At 47.0% G+C, this 21,151-nt stretch carries 15 protein-coding genes and 1 pseudogene; 11 read left to right on the top strand and 5 right to left on the bottom strand.

Features of this window, described 5'->3' with window-relative positions; all coding sequences use genetic code 11:
* Window positions 1–102: 102 nt before the first annotated feature.
* Together NDI44_RS20740 and NDI44_RS20735 are read right to left on the bottom strand one after the other, a co-directional pair.
* Window positions 103–5,343 (bottom strand): PAS domain S-box protein, encoded by a 5,241-nt coding sequence (locus NDI44_RS20740; protein WP_190416078.1) that lies wholly within the window; start codon window positions 5,341–5,343, stop codon window positions 103–105.
* A complete protein-coding gene (locus tag NDI44_RS20735) occupies window positions 5,337–5,528 on the bottom strand; it encodes a hypothetical protein (protein ID WP_190416077.1) in 192 nt (63 codons plus the stop codon). Before NDI44_RS20735 ends, NDI44_RS20740 begins: the two co-directional genes overlap by 7 nt.
* Window positions 5,529–5,786: 258 nt before the next feature.
* On the opposite strand from NDI44_RS20735, the gene NDI44_RS20730 reads away from it, so the two are divergent.
* From NDI44_RS20730 to NDI44_RS20720, 3 genes are all read left to right on the top strand, one after another.
* On the top strand, window positions 5,787–7,328 hold the full coding sequence (locus tag NDI44_RS20730; protein WP_190416076.1) for a DEAD/DEAH box helicase family protein: 1,542 nt from the start codon (window positions 5,787–5,789) through the stop codon (window positions 7,326–7,328).
* Between the two features lie 38 nt (window positions 7,329–7,366).
* Complete coding sequence (locus tag NDI44_RS20725) at window positions 7,367–8,581, top strand: DUF790 family protein (protein WP_190416075.1); 1,215 nt, start codon at window positions 7,367–7,369, stop codon at window positions 8,579–8,581.
* A gap of 554 nt (window positions 8,582–9,135) precedes the next feature.
* Window positions 9,136–9,573, top strand: a complete 438-nt coding sequence (locus NDI44_RS20720) for a hypothetical protein (protein ID WP_190416074.1) — start codon at window positions 9,136–9,138, stop codon at window positions 9,571–9,573.
* 103 nt (window positions 9,574–9,676) lie between these two features.
* On the opposite strand, the gene NDI44_RS20715 is transcribed toward NDI44_RS20720, so the two are convergent.
* From NDI44_RS20715 to NDI44_RS20705, 3 genes are all read right to left on the bottom strand, one after another.
* Complete coding sequence (locus NDI44_RS20715) at window positions 9,677–9,979, bottom strand: RNA-binding protein (protein ID WP_190416073.1); 303 nt, start codon at window positions 9,977–9,979, stop codon at window positions 9,677–9,679.
* A gap of 168 nt (window positions 9,980–10,147) precedes the next feature.
* Window positions 10,148–10,378 carry a hypothetical protein gene (locus tag NDI44_RS20710; RefSeq protein ID WP_190416072.1) on the bottom strand — a complete coding sequence of 77 codons (231 nt, stop codon included), beginning with the start codon at window positions 10,376–10,378 and terminating at the stop codon, window positions 10,148–10,150.
* Window positions 10,379–10,554: 176 nt separating this feature from the next.
* The gene (locus NDI44_RS20705) at window positions 10,555–13,308 is read right to left on the bottom strand and encodes a cation-transporting P-type ATPase (RefSeq protein ID WP_190416071.1); all 2,754 of its coding nucleotides are present in this window, start codon (window positions 13,306–13,308) and stop codon (window positions 10,555–10,557) included.
* A 252-nt stretch (window positions 13,309–13,560) separates the two neighbouring features.
* Between NDI44_RS20705 and NDI44_RS20700 the strand changes: the two genes are divergently transcribed.
* The 8 genes and pseudogenes from NDI44_RS20700 to NDI44_RS20665 form a co-directional block, all read left to right on the top strand.
* Entirely contained in the window at window positions 13,561–14,211 is a 651-nt protein-coding gene (locus NDI44_RS20700) for a CAP domain-containing protein (protein WP_242031267.1), read from the top strand.
* Between the two features lie 254 nt (window positions 14,212–14,465).
* Window positions 14,466–14,654, top strand: a complete 189-nt coding sequence (locus tag NDI44_RS20695; RefSeq protein WP_190416070.1) for a hypothetical protein — start codon at window positions 14,466–14,468, stop codon at window positions 14,652–14,654.
* 184 nt (window positions 14,655–14,838) lie between these two features.
* Entirely contained in the window at window positions 14,839–15,552 is a 714-nt protein-coding gene (locus NDI44_RS20690) for a pentapeptide repeat-containing protein (protein WP_190416069.1), read from the top strand.
* Between the two features lie 568 nt (window positions 15,553–16,120).
* Complete coding sequence (locus NDI44_RS20685; protein WP_190416068.1) at window positions 16,121–17,698, top strand: RNA-directed DNA polymerase; 1,578 nt, start codon at window positions 16,121–16,123, stop codon at window positions 17,696–17,698.
* A 280-nt stretch (window positions 17,699–17,978) separates the two neighbouring features.
* The gene (locus tag NDI44_RS20680; RefSeq protein ID WP_190416066.1) at window positions 17,979–18,539 is read left to right on the top strand and encodes a methanogen output domain 1-containing protein; all 561 of its coding nucleotides are present in this window, start codon (window positions 17,979–17,981) and stop codon (window positions 18,537–18,539) included.
* Window positions 18,536–20,182 (top strand): ATP-binding protein, encoded by a 1,647-nt coding sequence (locus tag NDI44_RS20675; RefSeq protein WP_190416065.1) that lies wholly within the window; start codon window positions 18,536–18,538, stop codon window positions 20,180–20,182. The genes NDI44_RS20680 and NDI44_RS20675 overlap by 4 nt, the downstream gene beginning before the upstream one ends.
* Before the next feature lie 129 nt (window positions 20,183–20,311).
* The gene (locus NDI44_RS20670; RefSeq protein ID WP_190416064.1) at window positions 20,312–20,779 is read left to right on the top strand and encodes a hypothetical protein; all 468 of its coding nucleotides are present in this window, start codon (window positions 20,312–20,314) and stop codon (window positions 20,777–20,779) included.
* 30 nt (window positions 20,780–20,809) lie between these two features.
* Window positions 20,810–21,046: pseudogene (locus tag NDI44_RS20665) on the top strand (phage holin family protein); the annotation flags it as partial.
* Between the last annotated feature and the right edge of the window lie 105 nt (window positions 21,047–21,151).

Below are 21,151 nucleotides of genomic sequence, written 5' to 3'. Positions count from 1 at the left end.
ATTGTGGCGCAACAGAGCGATCGCGATTGCCCCCTAACATATCACTTACTACTGGCGATGATTGTTTTTTTTCTTAAACCAATCCCTTTTCCTGACCACCATTTAAGAATGGGTGCGTCCGGTGAGGTTAGCGATCGCTGTCGCTAACTCCACGGGGTTGACTGGCTTAGAAATGTGTACCTGGAAACCTGCTTGGAGCGCCTTTGTACGGTCTTCAACTCTAGCGTAGGCGGTCAGCGCTACAGCCGGAATTTTTCTACCTTGTGTATCCAGCGCCCTGACTTTACGAATCAGGTCGTAGCCATCTTCTCCCGGCATCCCAATATCGCTTACCAAGATATCCGGCTGCAAGCGGTGGAGGGCTTCCAGTGCTTCGCGGGCACTCGTCACAGCGGTGACTTGGGCGTGGTATTGCTCCAAGATGGCAGTTAGCACTTCGCGGGCGTCGGGTTCATCATCCACAATTAGCACTCGCAAGCCATCCAGCGTTACGGCACAGGAAGCGAAGTCGGCGGCGGAAGGAGGAAGGTGAGAATCTAATTCATCTTTCCGGTTTTCTGCTTCCTCCCTTCGGAGCGGTAAATTCACAATAAAGGTTGCGCCTAAGCCAATTCCGGGGCTTTGGGCGCGGACGGTTCCCCCTTGCAATTCTACGAGGTGGCGCACGATCGCGAGTCCAAGTCCGAGTCCGCCATGCGATCGCGTCGTTGTACCATCGGCTTGACGGAAGCGTTCAAATACATAAGGGAGAAAGTCGGCACTAATCCCTTGTCCCGTGTCAGTTACTCTGATTTCGGCATAGTTGGGAATCGGGAATTGTTCGTTCCCATTCCCCCTGCCTACAGAAAGTTGTACCTCGATCCGCCCTCCCTTGGGGGTGAACTTGACGGCGTTAGAAAGCAGATTCCAGACGACTTGCTGCAAACGAGCGGAATCGCCCAAAATGAGTCCGACTGAGCGATCGCATCTAGAGTCAATTTGAATGTTTTTCGCTTCTGCTGCGGGTAGCACCGTATCGATAGCCGCCTCAATCACGGGTACAAGTTCGATGGGACGCACATTTAGGCGCAACTTGCCGGTAATAATCCGCGAGACATCTAGAACATCCTCAATCAATTGAGACAGTGACCTGGTATTGCGGTCGATGGTTTCCAGGGCGCGGGCGGCAGTGGCGGCGTCAAACTTCCGGGTACGCAGGAGTTGAGTCCATCCCAGCATGGCGTTGAGAGGCGTTCGCAGTTCGTGGGAAAGGGTCGCTAAAAACTCATCTTTGGTGCGGTTTGCTTCTTGGGCTTCCCGGTAAAGGCGTGCATTCTCAACCGCGACGGAAGCCATCTGTGCCAGTTGGACGAAGATGGCTTCATCTTGTTCGGTGAAGTCACCCTCATATTTATCCGACAGTTGAATCAAACCGATATTTTTCCCGTTGTGTCCCGTCAGGGGTGCAGCTAGCCAGCCTCGCATCGGTAGATTATCAACAGTTTTGTCAAATTCTTTCCAAGCCGGATGTGCCTCCAGCTCAGCTTGCGTCATCCGCATCGGGCGGTTCCTTTGGCAGACAAGCGAGTAGATGCTCGTCGTCACATCAATTTTTTCAGGGGATTCGCGCCAAGCTGCATATTTGTCTGACACAGAGATGGCGTTGAGAGACTGCGCCCAGTCTTGATTAAAACTTAGTTTGGCGTGTGACTGGTGGGCACCGATGATGGTACGCGCTTGGTCAGCGATCGCTTGCAACCGCTCATCAATCGAGAGTGTAGAGTTGATGGCTAAAGCAGCATCCGCCAAGCCTCGAAGTTGGGTCGCCCGTTGTTGTTCGTTGAGCAAAAGTTGGTTGCGTTCTTGCTCTAACTGCTTGCGATCGCTAATATCGGCAACAATGGACATACAGCTAAGATTTCCCTGAGCGTCACGCACCGGACACGCCCAGACACTGATATCAACCAGTGAACCGTCCTTCTTTCGGCGACGTGTTTCTATAGCCGTTAATGTTCCGCCTTGCTCGATAGCATCAAGTTGTGCTATAAACTCGTCTCGTTTATCTTCTAGGATGCTAGGAAGAAAACAGCCGACTACCTCTTGTTCGCTCCAGCCGAAGATCCGCTCATCTGCTGGATTCCACAGTTTTACCGTTCCATCATCAATACTGAGAACTGTAATCCCCAGGGGACAAGCTTGAATCAGGCTGTCAAGAGTTTGGTTCGTTGCTTGCAGCGCTTTTTCAGCTCGCTTCCGTTCGCTGATGTCTTCAACCATGCCCAATCCATAGCAGGGGTTCCCTTCTCGATCGTAAATTGCCGTAGCTGTAAGATTAATCCATAAAATTTCCCCATTTTTCTTGATATAACGTTTTTCTACTTGATAGCGAGTTAGTTCACCTGTGAATAATTGCTCTGTATAGCGCCAATCTTTTTCAACATCTTCGGGGTGGGTAATCTCTGTAAAGGTCAATTGACTGAGTTCTTGCTCTGGGTATCCCAACATCTCACAGTAGGTTTTATTCATTTTGACCAAGCGACCGTTTATGTCAACCACGGAGATGCCAATGGGTGCCTCTTCAAAAAATTTTCGGAATCGTTCTTCGCTTTCTCGAAGTGCTTCCTCGGCTCGGACGCGCTCTGTAATATCTTCGTGTACCAAAACCACTTCGCGAATATTTCCGGTTTCATCTTTGACGGGATAGATGAAAGCCTGCGTCCAGCGTTCTTGCTTGTGGAAATCTCCTAGCTCCGAAACATAGTAGATGATGGGTGGCATGGCTGTCGCCTCGCCAGCAAATGCCTTTTGAATGTATGGCATGATGCCTTTAGCGACTAATTGCTCATCCTGCAACAGGTTGTATTCCGAAAGTTGGTCAAGCGTGATTCCCCAAAGTTTCTCCCAAGCCTGGTTGACCTGAAGAATCCGACCGTCGAGAGCCATAATTTGCGTACTCAACGGGGACTGATCTACCAAAGCTCGGAAGCGAGCTTCTGATATTCGCAATTCCTGCTCAGCGCGTTTGCGTAGCGTAGCGTGCCGCAGGCTTTCGCTTAAGTCAATCGCAAAACCCACTCCGATTTTGTTCGCTCCGCCCAGATAGCCTGTCCCCACTAGGACGGGAACCCTGGTGCCGTCTTGGCGGATGTATTCTTTCTCGAAAGGCGTATGGGTGCCTGTCTGCTGCATCTCCTCCATCGCCTGCACATCTAAATGCCGATATTCTGGCGGCGTCATTTCCGCCCAGTTCGCTTTTCCGGATAGCACTTCCTCCTGTGTATAACCGACGATGTTACAAAAGACATCGTTTGCCTCCAGGATATTGCCAGAAAAGTCCGCAATGATGACCCCGATAATATTTGAGTCAATCAAGCGTCTCGCCCGTACTTCACTTTCTCGCAGAGCCTCTTCAGCTTGCTTGCGCTGGGTGATGTCGCGGGAAATAACCACGATCCCCTTGATGCTTTTATCCTGATTGTGCAGGGGGGCGACGATATATTCGTAGTGTTGTAAGCCGCTAGCACCTAAGAACTCGTTCTCATTTCTGATCGGTTCTCCGGTAGAGATGACTTCTTCTCTGTGAGCATCAAATCGGCTCATAATTTCTTCTGGCAAGCCGATATCTCGCCAAGTTTTGCCTACCAGCTCGCTTGGCTGGAATCCCACCACTTGGGCACCGCCAGCGCTTACATATTGGTAGCGGCCTTCACGATCGAAGATGTAAATGTGATCGACAGATGCCGAAAGAATTGCATCCAGCGTACTGGCTTGTTCTTGAAGCTCGTTTGCAAGTTGCCGAGATTTTTCTTCCGCTTGTTTGCGTAGCGTAGCGTGCCGCAGGCTTTCGCTAATGTCCTGTTGAGTTCCCCACGCTCGTACTAAAAAACCATTTTCCACAATTCCTACGAGGTTATTTAAGAAATATTTGGGATTTCCTTCTTTATCCACCTCATAGGATTCTGCATCGCTGAGTCGGTAGCCAGACTGAATAAACGCCCGCAAATATTCAATATTATGTGGCTCCGAGGGAATTAAAAAATCTTCTAATCTTACCCCAATAATTTCTTCTACACTACTAAACCCATACATTTGAGCCATGACCCGATTGCATTCAGCTAAGTATCCATGTTGGTAAAAACGCTGAATCTGCTCATCTTCTGTCACTTCTATGGGAATCGGTTGCTCAAGTTCAAATCGCCAAATTCCTTCTGAACTCCGCTCAATAAAAGCGCGGTAGCGTTCTTCGCTGTTCCGCAACAAGGCTTCAGCTTGCTTGCGCTCAGTAATGTCTCGAATAATACTTAAAACTATTTTTTTATTGCCAATTCCTAAGCTTTGGGCACTCACTTCTACCGGAAAAGAACTCCCGTCTTTCCGGTAGTGAATGGTTTCAAACAAAATCCCTTCTTTGTCTGCTTGTTCAATTTGCTGAGCGATTAAATCCCGAGTTTGTGGCGCTCGTAAATCGTTAATTTTCAGGGAGATCAACTCTGATTTAGAGTAACCATAAGCTTTAACAGCAGCTTGGTTTGCTTCAATAATTTGACCATCAATCTGAATATATAAAACAATGTCACGACTGTGTTGAGAAAGAAGTTGATATCGTTTTAATTCTTCCTCAGCGGCTTTGCGCTCGGTGACATCAGTTAACATCGCGATCGCTTTCGGCATCGCTTCACCTTTCGCGTCGCTGACACCGCCTTCATTAAAAATAAGATTTGTGGAGACAATTGCCCAAAGCGTCGAACCGTCTTTGCGGCGGTAACGGAAGTCAAACTGCTCGTTGATACCCTGTTTTCCTCGCTCCAAAGATTGCTCTAACTGAATGCGAGCCTCTTCATCCATGAAGTCAAAAATTGGACGACCGAGCATCTCTTCTACACCGTAACCGAACATCTCGGCTAACCGTTGATTGACGTACTCTATTCGCATTTGGGCATCCAATAACCAGATGCCCTCGTTAGCCGTCTCGACGATGCTACGATACCGCTCCTCGCTGGCTCGTACTTTTAATATGTTCTTCTCGGATCGATGCTTGGCAGCTTTTAATTCCGCGCTGAGCCAACTAATAAATAATGCCACCAACCCAAACACCGCCACTCGCAGGATGTCCCCTCCACCAAACAAAACTGAATGGAACGGCGGGATAAAAAAATAAGAAATCGTTAAAGTAGACAAAACAGTAGCTAACAGTCCCGGTTTCGAGCCGCCGTACCAGGAACTCAACATTACGGCAGCAAAAAAAAGTGGGGAAATGTGCGGCTGAATGTGCGGCAATAACCACAGCGTCAGTACCCCAGCGCTAGCAACGGCGAGTACAGCAACACCGTAGCGCCGTAATCGAGGGTTGATTTTTTTTAACATATTCTGTTCTCCTGGCGGGTTCGGCATTTGGAGCGCTTCGCACTAATGCCAACACCGATTCTTAATGTAAAAAATGAAAAACGAATCTCCCGCACCAGCGCGATCGCGTTGCGCTGACTTGTCAGTTCGCTGGTTCGCACATCTACCCTAATGGCTCCTCGATCCGTATCATAGCCAGATGTCAAGATTTAGCGCCTCTATATTGCAAAATACTGATGATGCCAGTGTTAAACACAAAAATCAGCTCCAATTACGCTGTTGCACAAGATTGCACCATACTGTAACAATTTTGCGCGGTTGGGTTGTGAGGTTGGGAGAGTCTATTTACTACCCCCGATGCATTCATCCCTTAATTAGGGAAAGCTCCAATTACTGCAAGGGTTCAATCGCATTGTGCATTAAGTCTCCTAAAATTATCGGGGGATTAAGAATTTAAAAAAATAATGGCTCGTAGCCCTACTTTATCTTTTGATCGTGGCACTTTAATATTGCATCCGCCTCCTAGGGGCAAAGCTTGGGTGGAATATGCGACTTGGGACGATCGCGTGGAAAAGTTCCGCATTCCGGCGATGCACTATCGTCAACTGGTAGAAGCACTACAAGCGGAAGAAACAAATTTTATCGATGAGGCGAAGGGTTTTCAAGCGCTGGAACTCGTCGCCAGCATGGAAATGGAACCCTACCCGCATCAAACCGAGGCGCTAATGGCTTGGAAGCAAGCGGGACGTCAGGGAGTAGTGGTGCTGCCTACGGCGGCTGGGAAGACGTATCTGGCTCAACTGGCGATGCAGGCGACGCCGCGCAGTACGTTAATTGTGGTGCCGACACTGGATTTGATGCACCAGTGGTATGCCCACTTGACGGCAGCTTTTCCGGATGCAGAGGTGGGGTTGCTGGGAGGGGGTTCGCGGGATAGAACAGCAATTCTGGTTGCCACTTACGACAGTGCGGCAATTCATGCCGAAAACTTGGGCAATCGCTATGCCATGCTCGTGTTTGATGAGTGTCACCACTTACCGACTGATTTTAATCGGGTGATTGCCGAATATGCGATCGCTCCCTACCGACTGGGACTTAGTGCCACTCCAGAGCGTTCTGACGGCAAACACGCCGATCTAAATCTTCTCATTGGTTCCGAAGTTTACCGCAAAACGGCAGAGGAACTTTCTGGTTCGGCACTTGCTGAGCATGAGATCGTGCAGATTAAAGTCAAGTTATCGCAATTAGAGCGCGATCGCTATAACGAGTTAATTCAACTCCGCAACAACTTTTTGCGAGAATCAAATATTTCTCTGGGTAGCATACAAGGTTGGCAGCAGTTTGTGATGAGAAGTGCTGGTTCGCCAGCGGGACGTCGGGCGATGCTAGCCCACCGGGAAGCGAAAGATATCGCCTTGGGGACAGACGGCAAACTACGAATTCTCGCCAATTTGATTGCCGAACATCACCCAGAACGAATTCTGATTTTTACGGCTGATAACGCTACCGTTTATCGCATTTCCCAAGATTTCTTAATCCCAGCGATTACCCATCAAACGCCGGTGAAGGAACGCCACGAGATATTAACTCGGTTTCGGGAGGGAGAATACAAAACTCTGATCGCTTCCCACGTCCTGAATGAAGGGGTGGATGTCCCCGCCGCTAGCATCGCAATTATCTTATCCGGCACAGGTTCGCAGCGTGAGTTTATTCAGCGCATGGGGCGGGTTTTGCGGAAAAGTCAGGATAAAAATAAACGCGCTATTCTCTATGAGGTAGTGGCGGAAAATACCAGCGAGGAAGGTACATCCCAACGGCGGCGGGGAGATAAGAAAAACGAACCGCCAAGGCGCAGAGAACGCGAAGAAAGAGAGGAGAAGAAAGGTAAACAATTGGAGATTTTGCCGTCGAAACCGATTTATGGGGTAAATTCTAATGTCGCTAAGCGAGCAGCGGAGTCACCGGCAAAATGGGGAGAGGAGGATGAACCACCCATTAGCGATTAGCAATTAGCAATTAGCAATTAGCAATTATCTAAATCCAAATGTTACCTACCGACCTTTTAATCCATCGTCAAAATGGCGAAACAATAGTCCCGAAGCGCTTAAATATTGATGCTCAGAATTTGGGGATTGCATCCGATCTGATTACCTGTTTTCAGGAAGCGCTTGGTTGTACGCAGGGAGAACTCGATCGCCAGTTGCTGGAGTTAGAAGGAGATAGTCCAGATTATCGCCTGAAGCGAGGACTTGCCCACATTCTCAAAAGCAGTTTGTGTACGTTTGAAATCGTCAGTCCCTTGGAACCGCAAGAATTGCGGGAACGAGTCTTTGCGCTGGCGGCTCAATCTGTTCCCAGCCCCCAAGCCTCGGCGCAGACACTAAGCTTATTAGCTGACAAACTTAGCCAGGAACTCGATCGAGAAGTGCTGGCAAGTCAAATTCGCATGGGACTTTACGCGGATTTAGCCGAGAATCGCATCCTCACCCAGTTTGACACTCCCACGCCCGAAAATTTGTTGCACCGCTACAATTTATCCCAGGTGCAGGGTGTCTTCTATCGTGCGAGTCAAATTACCCTGAATGCTCACCGCAACGTTCCGGGCGAATATAAGCTGTTATTCCGCTATCTCAAATTATTTCAATTGATGGCATATATTGAAGGCGATGCGGATCATGGCTTCACGATAACAGTGGATGGCCCTACCAGTTTATTTAAGCCGAGTACGCGCTATGGGTTAGCGATCGCTAAACTCCTCCCAGCTTTACTCCACGTCACTAAATGGAGTCTCAGCGCCACGCTGCAAAACCGCGATGCCTTCACTGGCAACTGGAAAACCGGACGCTTTACGCTGAATTCTGAATGTGGTTTGGTGTCCCACTATCCACCTGGCAAGCCTTATGACAGTATGTTAGAGGCGTCCTTTGCCGACCGCTGGGACGCGCTGAAAAGTGAATGGGTATTAGAAAGAGAAGTTGACCTTATCCCCATTCCAGGCAGTGTCATGATTCCTGACTTTCGCCTCGTGCATCCTGATGGTCGCACGTTCTTACTCGAAATAGTCGGCTACTGGCGTCCCGAATACTTGCAAAAGAAGTTTTCTCAGGTGCGTCGCGCTGAATGCGAGAACTTAATTTTAGCGATTTCTGAGCGGCTAAATTTGGAGAAAGCCGGTGTTAAACTGAACGATGTACCGGCAAGAATTGTTTGGTTTAAAGATAAATTAGCACCCAAGGCGGTGCTAGCGGCAATGGATTAATCTCTACTTGCTTTCAGAAGAGTGCATTCGTCGCTCTGCTCATCATGACAGCTCACTTTGGCAATTTGTTTTGGCAATTTGTTATCAACGCTACCGAAATCCAGTTAATCTACTTTTAAATATTTTCTCGCTTCTACGTAACTTTCCGATTCCCTACTTGCATAGAAAACTATATAGCAATTTTCGTTTGGAGCAGTACAGTTTAACCCCCCTCCGGCTTCTCTCCGAAAGCCGAGTGGGTTTGAGGTTCAATGTGGAGCGCATACTTAGCGAGAACCGCGATACCAACTCTCGAAAAAGAATTTTTTTAACGTAGGGACTGCCCCAATACTGCTCCTTGAAAAATAATAATTTTAGCTTGACTTTAGCAGCAAAAAAAACAACAAATACTAATTTTGGTGGTTTAGCTCTCGTCAAATCTTATTAAGGAGTGCCCACTACTTAAGCATTGAGTATACTTTACTTCTACTTCTATCGGAAGTAGGAAGACGATTACAGAGGAATGAGTTTTAATCAAGTGCATCCCGATTTTAGGAGAAACCAAGTAGATACCGATGAATAAAGATCTTAAAACTCAAATTAAAACGCGAGTTGGCATGATGTTGGTTGTGAGTGCTGGAATTTTGCTGAGTTTTCCAGCTACTGCACTAATTAATAGTCCTAATAATCACTCCAATGCTGGTAGTGGCTCCGAGCAAGCTGATTTAACTGTGAGTAGCCAAGAGTTATTCGCTCAAGATGCGCCAGCCAGCCCCGAAGATAGTCCCGAAGATAGTCCCGAAGCCAGTCCTGAAGCCAGTCCCGAAGCCAGTCCCGAAGCTAGCCCTGAAGCCAGTCCTGAAGCTAGTCCTGAAGCCAGTCCTGAAGCTAGCCCCGCAGCTAGTCCTTCAACCACAAGTACTATGAACAACAACAACACCGACCTCATGCCAGGAATTTGGCTATGTTTAAATAATCCTAGCCCGCAGTGTGGTAATCCCCCCAGACCTTAAACTCTCCACCTGTCTGGAGTGCGAAGGGGGCGCGAAGGGAGCGCGATCGCACTCCAGCGACCAATAAAAAAGCCCCCAGAAATGGGGGCTTCTTCTTTATGTTTTAGTAGCGACGAGAGAAACTGTTGTTTCTGCGACCGCCACCATCGGACGAACTTCTGTCTTCGCGGGGCTTGGCTTTATTCACTTTCATGTCACGACCCATCCATTCAGCACCATCCAGGGCTTCAATGGCAGCTGTTTCTTCAGCCTCGGTAGACATTTCCACAAAACCAAAGCCGCGCGGACGACCTGTTTCGCGGTCAGTGGGTAGCTGAACCCGCTTTACAGAACCATATTCTGCAAAAACGCCGGTTAAATCGGCTTCGGTAACGTCGTAGGACAAATTACCTACATAAATAGACATAGATCGACTCCAAAATCATAGGAACGTGGAGATTTAGATTTCGGAGAGGAGTCTGTTAAGACCAAGACGAAAAAGCCAGTCAATAAAAACAAAACCTTGCAACCGAATCAACTCTCATTTGAGATGATAGCATTTTAGAATTTGATCTGGAAAAGAGCCATAAAAGTATTACAAAACGCAATATTGAGGATGATGTAGGGGCAAAAGGCGCTCGCATACTTGGATCGGCAGTTCTCTCCCCTTCTCTCCACTTAACCGAGGATAACGGTGCGCGATCGCATCAAAAGAGTCAGTACCCGCATGGGCGAGGAGACTCCATCCTGACAGCCCTATTTTCCAGTGAAATCCAAAGCGCTGAGTGCTGACAAAATGTATCTTCAAGAAGACGTTAAGCTGCATAGAAACTGTAAGTAAGTTTGGGTTGTTTGGAATCAGCAACCAGAAGCACAGAATTTGGACGGGTCTACGCGCTTAAACAACAAGCCATGTCTTCAGCCTTGCAGCCAGAATCGGATAGCTACTGACAACAGATGCGATAACCGCAAGCCTTCTACAACTCAAAATCTAAAATGGGATTAGTGTTGTGGATCAAAGCGATTGACGAAGGCGGCTACTGCAATCATTGGCAACCCCACCAACAGGCAAATGAGCCATTGATTTAAGTTCAGTGGTGTTGTGGAGAATAAGCCATTCATTAGGCTCCACTGACTGAAGATTACTTGCAAAAGCAAAGTGCAGGCAATCCCAATTGCCAGGGCTGGGGAATTGCGAATGCGTCCGATGCCACGAATTTTGGCGATGACAGCATTTCCAAAGTGGCTAATGCTTAAAAGATAAAAGATTCTCCCGACCACTAAAGCCTGGATTGCCATTGTGCGGGCTAAATCAATATTCCCGGTTGTTTGTTTCATCCATTCAAATACGCCAAAAATTACAATCCAGTTAAAAGCAGAAATTACTAAGATCCGCTTTAACAGACTGCCAGAAAGCAAGGGTTCATTCGGGTTGCGTGGAGGCTGTTGCATCACCTGCTGAGATTTAGGCTCAAAGGCTAAGGGGACGGTCATGGCAATAGAATTAACCATATTGAGCCAGAGAACTTGTAAAGATAAGATGGGCAATTCTCTAGCGAGTAACACGCTAATCAAAATCGTCATCGATTCGCCACCATTAACGGGGAGAATGAAGGCGATCGCTTTCAGGAGATTTCGGTAAACGGTACGACCTTCCTCAACAGCCGCTTCTATCGAGGCAAAGTTATCATCGGTCAAAATCATATCGGCGGCTTCTTTTGCCACCTCAGTACCCGCACCTCCCATTGCAATCCCAATATCTGCTTGCTTGAGTGCAGGCGCATCGTTAACCCCATCCCCCGTCATCGCGACAACTTCGCCTTTAAGTTGTAAAGCTTCGACAAGACGGAGTTTCTGTTCCGGTGCAACACGGGCAAACACGACTCCATCTTCTACCGCTGTTGCCAGTTCTTGTTCATTCATTTGAGCAAGTTCTTGCCCGGTAAAGGCCAGAACTTCCCCATGCCTTTTCAATTCCATGCGAGAAGCGATCGCTGCGGCGGTGACAGCATGATCGCCCGTAATCATTTTGACTTGAATCCCCGCTTCCTGACAGGCTTGCACGGCAGCGATCGCTTCTTTTCGCGGCGGATCGATCATGCCCTGCAATCCGATAAAAATCAGATTCTTTGCAATATCACCATGATCTACTGATTGTTGCTCGGCTGACACGGGCTTCTTCGCCAACGCCAACACCCGTAGCCCCTGTTCTGCCATTGCATCGACTTCCCGATGCACCGTTTGTCCATCCACAGGGATCAAACTCCCATCAGCATCTAGCATCTGCTGACAGCGCTGGAGAATTGCCTCCACCGAACCCTTCACGTAAATCGTCGTACCGGGGTTTCCCCGCCCGTCCCCATCGCTTTTACCTTCATGCAACGTTGCCATGTACTGAAATTCAGACTCAAACGGAATAACATCCAGCCTAGGCATTTCTCGCTCTAAGTTTGACTGCTTTAATCCCACTTTATTGGCAACAGCAATTAACGCTCCCTCTGTCGGATCGCCAATCACAACCCATTGCTCGTCCTTGACTTCCAGGTGAGAGTCATTGCATAACAATCCGGCTTTTAAACACTCTAGAAGAACGGGGAAATTGTTCAGGTTAATCGGCTTTTCTTCTAACAGGATTTCCCCTGCCGGATTGTAGCCGCTACCGCTGGCTGTATAGTGCTGACCTCCGGCATAAATGGCTTGTACCGTCATCTGGTTTTCAGTCAAGGTGCCGGTTTTGTCAGAACAAATGACTGTGGCACCACCCAGAGTTTCAACGGCTGGCAACTTGCGGACAATAGCATGACGACGAGCCATGCGGGAAACGCCAATCGCCAACGTCACCGTCACAACGGCGGGTAATCCTTCGGGAATCGCACTCACTGCTAAGGCTACGGCAGCTTCAAACATTTTTACCCAGGAATTGCCGTACCCCCATCCCACTGCAAACGTCAGCGCGGCGACTCCTAGAATGACGTACAGCAACTTTCGACTGAATTTGTCAAATTTGCGAGTTAAGGGGGTTGTCAGGCTGCTTCCCCGATCCATTAACTGGGAGATTCGCCCGGTTTGAGTCGCTTCCCCAATTGCCACCACAACGCCGCTGGCAGTACCAAAGGTCACGAAGCTGCCAGCATAAGCCATATTGGTTCGCTCCGCCAAGGGTGCGTTTAGGTGCAGAAGCGGGGCTTCCGTTCCCCCCTCTTTTTGCACTGCAACGGACTCGCCGGTAAGTGCAGATTCGTTCACTTGCAAGTTACGCACCTTCACCAGTCGCAAATCGGCGGGTACTTTGTCTCCAGAAGTGAGGAGTACGAGATCGCCCGGTACTAACTCAGTCGAAGGAACTTGTACTTTTTGACCCTCGCGCAGTACATTTGCATCTGTTTGGACAGAAGAAGCTAAGGCAGCGATCGCGCTTTCGGCTTTTGATTCTTGGACAAATCCGATAATGGCGTTAATTAGCGTCACGCCCCAAATTACCCACGCATTCACCCATTCCCCTAGAAATGCCTTGACTGCACCAGCAATTAACAAGATATACAGGAGCGGTTGGTTAAATTGCTGGAGAAATCGCACTAAGGGACTTTTTCCGGCTTTACCCTTGAGTTCGTTTGCTCCAAAACGTTCCTGTCGCTTTGTTACTTCAGCGGATGTCAAACCTGTTTCTATGTTGCTGTCTAAATTCTGAGCAACTTCTCCCACAGGTAGATGATGCCACTGATTTCCCACTGATTTCTCTTTCGCTGTTGCTGTCATTTTGTTGGCTCCTTTAGAGGCAAGAAGTCTATCTTTTGCAGACAAAAAACCAAAGGAGATTAGTTTCTTGCATAGATTCTGTTTTCTTTAGTGTTAGTAACAAATGTGACTAGAAAGTGACAGCGATCGCAAACAAAGTCGAATGTGCCGATTGTCGTCCAGCACAGCCATCTCGGTTCTCGCTAAGCTGAGAATACTAGCTCAACATGATGGCTGATGCCAGCAGCGATGAATCACAAAAGGATTTTTCGATTGATTCAAATTCAACAAACTAAAACAGCAACCAGCAGAAGCATACCCGCGCAAAATTTAAAGGCAACCATCAGGCGTCAGCGACGACCAAGGATAGCTTGGATATTCTGGATACCGATGGCTCTAGGATTGGTGGGGTGCGAACCTGCCGCAGAGTTATTGCGGCAATTGCCTGGACAGGATGTACCCGAAGCGCCGAAATTGCCTAACAGCGCCGCTCAATCCCCCACCAGTGCCCAGATGGAAGCTTCTGTCCGTCAGCGGATCAATGAAGTCCGCCAAAAGAATGGCTTAAATCCACTTCAAAACAACGAAAAATTAGCACGGGTTGCTCGCAATTACAGTCAGAAGATGGCTCGTGAGAACTTCTTCAGCCACGATAGTCCAGACGGCAGCACTTTGACTAAACGGGTTCGTGCGGGGGGAATCTCCTACTGGATGGTCGGGGAAAATTTGTTTAAAAGTGTGAATGCTCCCCAACCCGTACCGTTAGCTGTTGAGGGATGGATGAATAGTCCCGGACATCGCGCAAATATTTTGCAAGCCGAATACGCCGAGACGGGTATCGGAGTTTGGCGGCAAGGAAACACTTGTTACATTACGCAGTTATTCTTGCGATCGCAATTTTCACCCAAAGATTTATTCAAGTAATTGTGATGACAATTGCTTGACGACGATCTGGAACTGCTGTCATTAAAGAAAAAGCCCTCTTGCTGTTGAACGAGAGGGCTGTATTTTATGGTGTGAGGAGTAGAACTTTGCAGTTCTTACTATCAGCCTACTCAGCGAATGTGACGTTTTGGTGACTATCCGATGACATTTCTTACACCATCAGCATTGGCTGCCATCCATCAATTAGAAGAGGCATCGCTGCCGCTGCATCCCCAGATTTAGAACGACAATGCATGGCTAAGTGTTTAGAAAGCTGCCTGTGTCGGGTTAGCCGAAAAACCTATTGCATCATTCAGGCACTCGCCAAGGCAGCGGATAGAGATATAGAGAACGGCTTAATCTTTTTCGGAGCATACGCCGGACGCGCAGACCGAATTATGTCTGTCGCTGAGGTGATGGCGGAGTTAACCGGAACGTGTTGAGATCGAATCGGGTGCGTACCTGCCTGTGGCGGGATCTCTTTTAGCGATCGCATTTCCTGACAAGTTCCTCAAACTGCGTTTCTATAATGAGACTGGGGAATAATACCTAGCTTGAACGGTGATGGCTGAGCGAACCTCTTTTCAAGAGAACCCCCTACAGTTGCAACACTTAAAGGCAACAGAGATGACTATTGAAGAGATCCTGAATCGGTATGCCGAAGGCAAACGAAGCTTTCAAAGGGTCAACCTGCGAGAGGTTGATTTGCAGAATGCTCACTTTCATGGTGTGAACTTCAATCAGGCAGATTTACGGCAAGCGCGATTGGGTAAAACGGACTTTAGCCGAGCCAGCTTCCGGGAGGCAGACCTCAGCGAAGCGCTCTTGTGCGGAACTGATTTGAGCGAAGCTGATTTGGATCGAGCCATTCTACGAGAGGCAGACTTGAGTGGTGCCGAGCTGAGTTACGCCAATCTGGAGCGAGCGAACTTGAGTAAAGCAACCTTAGGAGGTGCGAATTTAGTCCGCGCCAGATTATTTCGTGCCAATTTGTTTGACGCCAATTTGCGTCCTACGTCCGACCAAGCGACGGATCTGAGTCATGCGATTTTAAGCGATGCAGACCTATGCTACGCCAATTTAAGTGGAGCTGTTTTATATAGGGCAAATCTAAATGGTGCAAAGCTTTGCCGCGCTCATTTAAATCGAACGCCACAACAAGGAATGAAATCAACCGATTTGAGCGCAGCCAACTTGCGAGGAGCTGACTTGAGTTATGCCGATCTCACGGGTGCGATTCTACACAAGGCAAATTTGAGAGATGCTGATTTGACAGGCGCTGTGCTGACGGATGCAGAGTTGCAGGGAGCAATCATGCCCGATGGATCGGTGCATGAGTGAGAGCGATCGCACGCTTGAAGTTAGCAATGAACCGAGTGACGAATTCCGATGGGCGATCGTGCTTTTACTGGATTAGCGATCGCCCTACAATCAAGAGAAATTGTTCACTACCGAAGAGAAGTCTGATCGACAACTCAGGTATCGGTATGTTATGTTATCCAGCACTTTTGACGGATAAGTGCCCCGATCTTCAGGCTTAACTATCAAATATGACAGATAACACCCCAAGTTCCCAGACTTATTCTGTGAGTTTTCTGTTTAATACCTTAAGACTAGATGTTATCCAGCATATATGCAGACTAATTTGGAAAGTCAGGGTGTTACCTAGTAAATTTGACAGTGAATCTATAGTTATGGTAATCAAATTTGCGGCTTTGGCAGTACCGTAAGGCTATCTCTTGTAGTGTTAAGTTAAGTTTCCTTAAGGTTATGTGTTAAACAGTATTTTGGGTATAGTGATGAATGGATGAGCGCAACTTTAACAGGCTGTGAATACTCCTTGATAAGGATTGAAGCTTGTTTTTAAGCAGTTATATTAATTTTGTAAAATATTAATAATCTAGTCATTATGAAGCTCGAAGAAACTTCTCTTGAGTGGGCACTTAAGCATCTAACTAAATATTACGATAGTGATTTCTACCCCAAACTATTCGAGTATGAAGCGATAGCTCACTACTGGTCAGAAGTTAAAAGTTATATTCAAGGGCTTGATCTATTAACATACGCTCCAAAAACGCCTTTTTCCTCTCTGGCATTTAAAGCAAGCGGTACTTTTCGTGTTGTCCATCAACTTGACCCTATAGACGCAATTATTTATACAGCTCTTGTTTATGAAGTTAGTCAAATAATAGAAGAGTATCGGATTCCCGCAACTGAACGTATTGCCTGTTCATATCGTATAGAAACTAGTGTCAAGGGTTCTTTCTTTGATAAAGACAGCGATGGTTGGTCAAATTATATTGAAAAGTCTGAAAATTTAGCCATATCCTATCAAGAAGGATATGTTTTATTGTGTGACATTACTGACTTTTACAATCAAATTTATCTCCATCGTATACAAAATATTATTTCTGAAGCAGGAAGTAGGGCATACGTTAGCCATGCGAAAGTCTTAGAAGATTTTTTAATGTGTCTCAACACCAACACATCAAGAGGAATTCCTGTAGGTCCTGCACCCAGCATTGTGTTGGCTGAGGCAATCATGGGAGACATCGACAAAAAAATAGCAACTTTTACGCGAGACTTTACTAGATGGGTAGATGATATTAGGATATTTTTTCCATCTAAAGAGCAAGCACAGTTCGTATTGCATGAATTGACTCGCTATTTATATACCTCCCACAGACTTGTGCTTTCAGCTCAGAAAACTTGCATCATTACTGTCAAAGAATTTCAAACTAAATACCATAAGAGCGAAGAAAAGATTGAGAAAGAAGCAATTTTAGATGAATTTACTGAGTATTTATATAACAAGAAAATTGAGTTAAATAATCTATATTTAGCAGTGTTTAATGACGAGGATAATGCTGATTTAGAAAAATTAAAAAATGATGAAAAATTTAAAATAATAACGGCTGCATACGAAGATATACTTCAAAAAACTGTAGTTGAAAAATACCTCGATCTTGGTATTGCTCGGCATATTTTACGGCAGGCAACTAGATATAGATATCGGAGTTTGGTGCCAATAATTCTAAAAAATTTTGAAAAGCTTCTACCTGCGATCAGGGAGATTGTTATTTATTTCAACAAAGTTCTTTCTGAAAAGCAAATTCAAAGTTATAGAAACGAATTTGAACATATTCTGTCTCAAAAGTATATTGAATTGCCTTATGTAAATATTTGGATATTTCATTTATTTCAAAATGAGCGATTTAATAGCATTGATTTGCCAATAAATTATGATTCGGTCAAACGAATTAGAGAAAAGGCTTTGATAGCAAAGCGTAAAGGTGACACGACATGGGTAAAAGAGTACAAAGATAGTCTGGACGTTTTGGGACCTTGGGATAAAAGAGCAGTGTTGTATGCTGCCTCTGTCTTATCTAAAGATGAGATGACTCACTGGATTAATCTAGCTTCTGCAAGGGGTGATATTTTAGATAAAGCTATAGCAGCATATCTAAAGAGTTCAACTACTCCATAAATCTAGACCGCAGCCTAACAAGTTGCTGCACCGGAACGCTGCTATATGGTCAGATGAAGCAAAGGCAATCTGCGTCCGGTGAGCTTGGTCGTTATGAGGATGAAGATTGGTAGTAGTCCATTACTAGCTGACGAGCGATCGCCCTCTCGCCACAGAGCGCTCGTCTGACCATGTAGTATCAGTATAGACATCTATCTTTAGATGTATTAAAGTGCCACTTCGCCGGGTGGCATTATAGCCTTGAGTAAGGGCTGCCGATCCCCATTCACGAGATATTGCTATGAATAGTTCTCTTAAGTCTGAAACATCCATGAAGGGACTCGAAATTCCTTTAGAGCGGGATATATTTTTACGTACCTTAATTCGAGAGTTGGCAGGTACATTACAGGATGTCGTGGGCTTAGAGGAAGCCTCCGGGTTTATTAGTGTCGTGGGTCAAAACATGGGGAGGCAAATCGACCGGGACTATAAAGCGGCTCTAGAGGTATCCCATCTAACGCGAGAGCAAGTTGCTGATGTTTTGGTAGATTTGAAGAAGCGAATCCAAGGTGACTTTTATATTATTGAACAAACGGATGAAAAGATTGTCTTAGGGAACCGGGCGTGCCCGTTTGCCGAAAAAGTCATCGATCGCCCCGCTATGTGTATGATGACCTCCAATGTTTTTGGCTCCATTGCAGCGGACAATCTGGGGTACGCCAAAGTAGAACTGCAAGAGACGATCGCAATGGGTGCGCCTGGATGCCGTGTGGTTGTTTATTTAAAACCCACCCCAGAGGCGGAAGAAAGTCACGGCAGAGAATACTTCAAAGGAGAGAGTGAGGGAGATGACGAGGGGTGACACCCGAACAGTTTCTCGAATTCGCTAGACCTTTACCCGAACCCATGCTCCTAATTGCCGGAAATGGTCAGCTTCTGGCTGCCAATCCGCCATTTTCCAAGATGCTGGGGCTACCCCGTCAGCTCCTGCAAGAGAAAATGCTCTTTGAGATGGTCGTCGATCCTGCTGATAAGGTTAAACAGTATCTGCGTGCTTGTTCCAGCAGTCGAGAAATGGTGATTGGCTCATTAACCTTCAATGCCAACAATGGAGAGACTTGCTTGTGTCGCTGTGAAGGAGCGGTCATCCGACCGCGATCGCCTGAATCCCCGGCACTTATTCTCTTACGGTTGAAAAACAAGGAATCTGCCAGTAGCCGATTCACCCTGCTGAACAAGAAGATCGATGAATTAGCCAAAGAGATTCGGCAGCGTCAACGAGCGGAAGAAGAGCGAGCTAAACTTCTGGTGCAGGAACAGAAAGCACGAGTAGAAGCTGAGAAGCTGAATCGATTGAAGGATGAATTTCTATCTACCGTATCCCACGAACTGCGAACCCCTCTCAATGCCATCCTTGGCTGGTCTAATATCCTGAGAACTAGCAAGGTAGACGCAGCCAAGATGCATCGGGCGCTGGAAACGATAGAGCGCAATGCCAGATCCCAGGCACAGTTGGTTGACGATCTCCTGGATATTTCCCGCATCATTACAGGCAAGATTCGCCTCAATGTGCAAACAGTTGACCTATTGCCCGCGATTCAGGCAGCAATCGATACGGTGCGTCCTGCTGCTGATGCCAAGAATATTCGCTTGCAGTCGGTGCTCGATCCAGCAGCAGGCCCTGTTTTAGGAGACTCCGAGCGATTACAACAGATTGTCTGGAATTTGCTCAGCAATTCGATCAAGTTCACACCGAAACAGGGGCGGGTTCAGATTGGCCTGCAACGGATTAATTCTCATATTGAGATTGTGGTGGCAGATACGGGTCAAGGCATCAGTGCAGAATTCCTCCCCTACGTCTTTGAGCGCTTTCGTCAGGCAGATGGTTCCATCACTCGTTCCTTTGGCGGATTGGGGCTGGGTTTAGCGATCGTTCGCCAATTGGTAGAACTGCATGGGGGAACGGTGCATGCCCAAAGCCCCGGAGAAGGACAAGGTGCAACATTTACCGTCAAACTACCCCTGCTTGCCGTTGGGCCAACAGCGATTGAACCAGACCGGGTGCATCCAACCGTGGGAGACAGTGTCCCATTTGACTGCTCCTCTCAACTAGAGGGATTGAGGATACTGATCGTGGATGATGACCCGGATATGCGGGATTTGCTCGCCTACACGCTGGAAGTTTGTGGGGCAGAAGTCATCGCCGCCGCTTCAGCAGACGAAGCCATCTCAGCACTGACCCAATCTTCACCACCGATGGATATATTAATCAGTGATATTGGGATGCCAGATGAAGACGGTTATGCTCTGTTGCGTCGCGTCAGAGCTTTGGAGTCAAACAATAAAGGCAGAATTTCCGCGATCGCCCTGACCGCCTATGCAAGAACTCAAGACCGCACGGCTGCGCTTTTAGCAGGCTTTCAATCCCATATTGCCAAACCCGTTGAACCTGCTGAATTAATTGCAGTAATTGCCAATTTAACTGGACGAATCAGCGGTACCTAGAATATTACCGAACCGTTCCTCGCAATGCCTCAGCATCAATCGGTTTAACACGTAAATTCGCAGGAGATGACCGCGATTGCAAGCTGGAGCGGTAATTTGCGTAATGCTTTCAACCACTTGGGTTGAGATGTGCGCTCGCAGAAATCTTTAAATAGCGATCGCAAGAGCAATGTAAACGGCGGAAAAACCTCCGGATGTTCTGTAGAAAAAAGTGGCTCTACAAGCGAGATTTCCAGGTTTACCAGAGTTGAGGATGCGATCGCAAGCTCACTGCTCACCCACCGCTCCCCTGAATTCCCACCGCCAAACGAATCTTCTCCGGCAAAAAATTCAAATCGTCTCAATTACAAAAATTTACTTAAAACTCTCTCACTTCAAGCGCAAGCGGGGGAAGATAAGGAGGAGTTTTTCTTCGCGACGGTTTGGATTGGGTTCGGGACTCCCGCAATGGAGAACCCAATTGATTCGGTTTTTCCCGGCGAGATTTGCTGGTTTCCAAGGCTGGTTATTCAGCTAATTCTGAATTCCAAGGTTGCTGTCACTTTCTGGTCACATTTATTGATGACCCTGAAGATGGAAACTTACCCGACCCTGTAACAAAACGATTGATGATAAGGAGTTTTGGTTATGGTTGGAATCCTCATCACTTGGTTAGTCACTACTATCAGTTTTTTAATTATTTCCCGGCTGCCGATTGGCGTAGAAATTGACACTTTTGGAAAAGCCGCAATTTCCGCAGCAGTTTTTGGAATTTTGAATGCTCTGTTAAAACCCATCTTAGGGTTCTTCACCTTTCCATTCATTCTTTTGTCATTTGGTTTATTCCTGTTTGTCTTAAATGCAGTTATTTTCGGTTTAAGTAGCTGGGACTAATTAAATATAAGATGGGATAGGTTCTCTAAAGGGAGTTTTCCATTATTTATGCCTGCTCCGATTCGGATTATCTTAAGCGAAGCAGAGGACTCAATG

The organism is Trichocoleus sp. DQ-A3 (assembly GCF_039961975.1).
Classification (GTDB): domain Bacteria; phylum Cyanobacteriota; class Cyanobacteriia; order Cyanobacteriales; family FACHB-T130; genus FACHB-T130.
Note: the sequence above shows the minus strand (reverse complement) of the source record. Positions and strands in the feature narration are given on the sequence as shown.

Bases quoted from the DNA above. Each gene is read 5' to 3' on its own strand.
- NDI44_RS20740 (WP_190416078.1), bottom strand. From the start codon at position 5,343: ATGTTAAAAAAAATCAACCCTCGATTACGGCGCTACGGTGTTGCTGTA.
- NDI44_RS20730 (WP_190416076.1), top strand. From the start codon at position 5,787: ATGGCTCGTAGCCCTACTTTATCTTTTGATCGTGGCACTTTAATATTG.
- NDI44_RS20725 (WP_190416075.1), top strand. From the start codon at position 7,367: ATGTTACCTACCGACCTTTTAATCCATCGTCAAAATGGCGAAACAATA.
- NDI44_RS20720 (WP_190416074.1), top strand. From the start codon at position 9,136: ATGAATAAAGATCTTAAAACTCAAATTAAAACGCGAGTTGGCATGATG.
- NDI44_RS20715 (WP_190416073.1), bottom strand. From the start codon at position 9,979: ATGTCTATTTATGTAGGTAATTTGTCCTACGACGTTACCGAAGCCGAT.
- NDI44_RS20710 (WP_190416072.1), bottom strand. From the start codon at position 10,378: ATGCAGCTTAACGTCTTCTTGAAGATACATTTTGTCAGCACTCAGCGC.
- NDI44_RS20705 (WP_190416071.1), bottom strand. From the start codon at position 13,308: ATGACAGCAACAGCGAAAGAGAAATCAGTGGGAAATCAGTGGCATCAT.
- NDI44_RS20695 (WP_190416070.1), top strand. From the start codon at position 14,466: ATGGCTAAGTGTTTAGAAAGCTGCCTGTGTCGGGTTAGCCGAAAAACC.
- NDI44_RS20690 (WP_190416069.1), top strand. From the start codon at position 14,839: ATGACTATTGAAGAGATCCTGAATCGGTATGCCGAAGGCAAACGAAGC.
- NDI44_RS20685 (WP_190416068.1), top strand. From the start codon at position 16,121: ATGAAGCTCGAAGAAACTTCTCTTGAGTGGGCACTTAAGCATCTAACT.
- NDI44_RS20680 (WP_190416066.1), top strand. From the start codon at position 17,979: ATGAATAGTTCTCTTAAGTCTGAAACATCCATGAAGGGACTCGAAATT.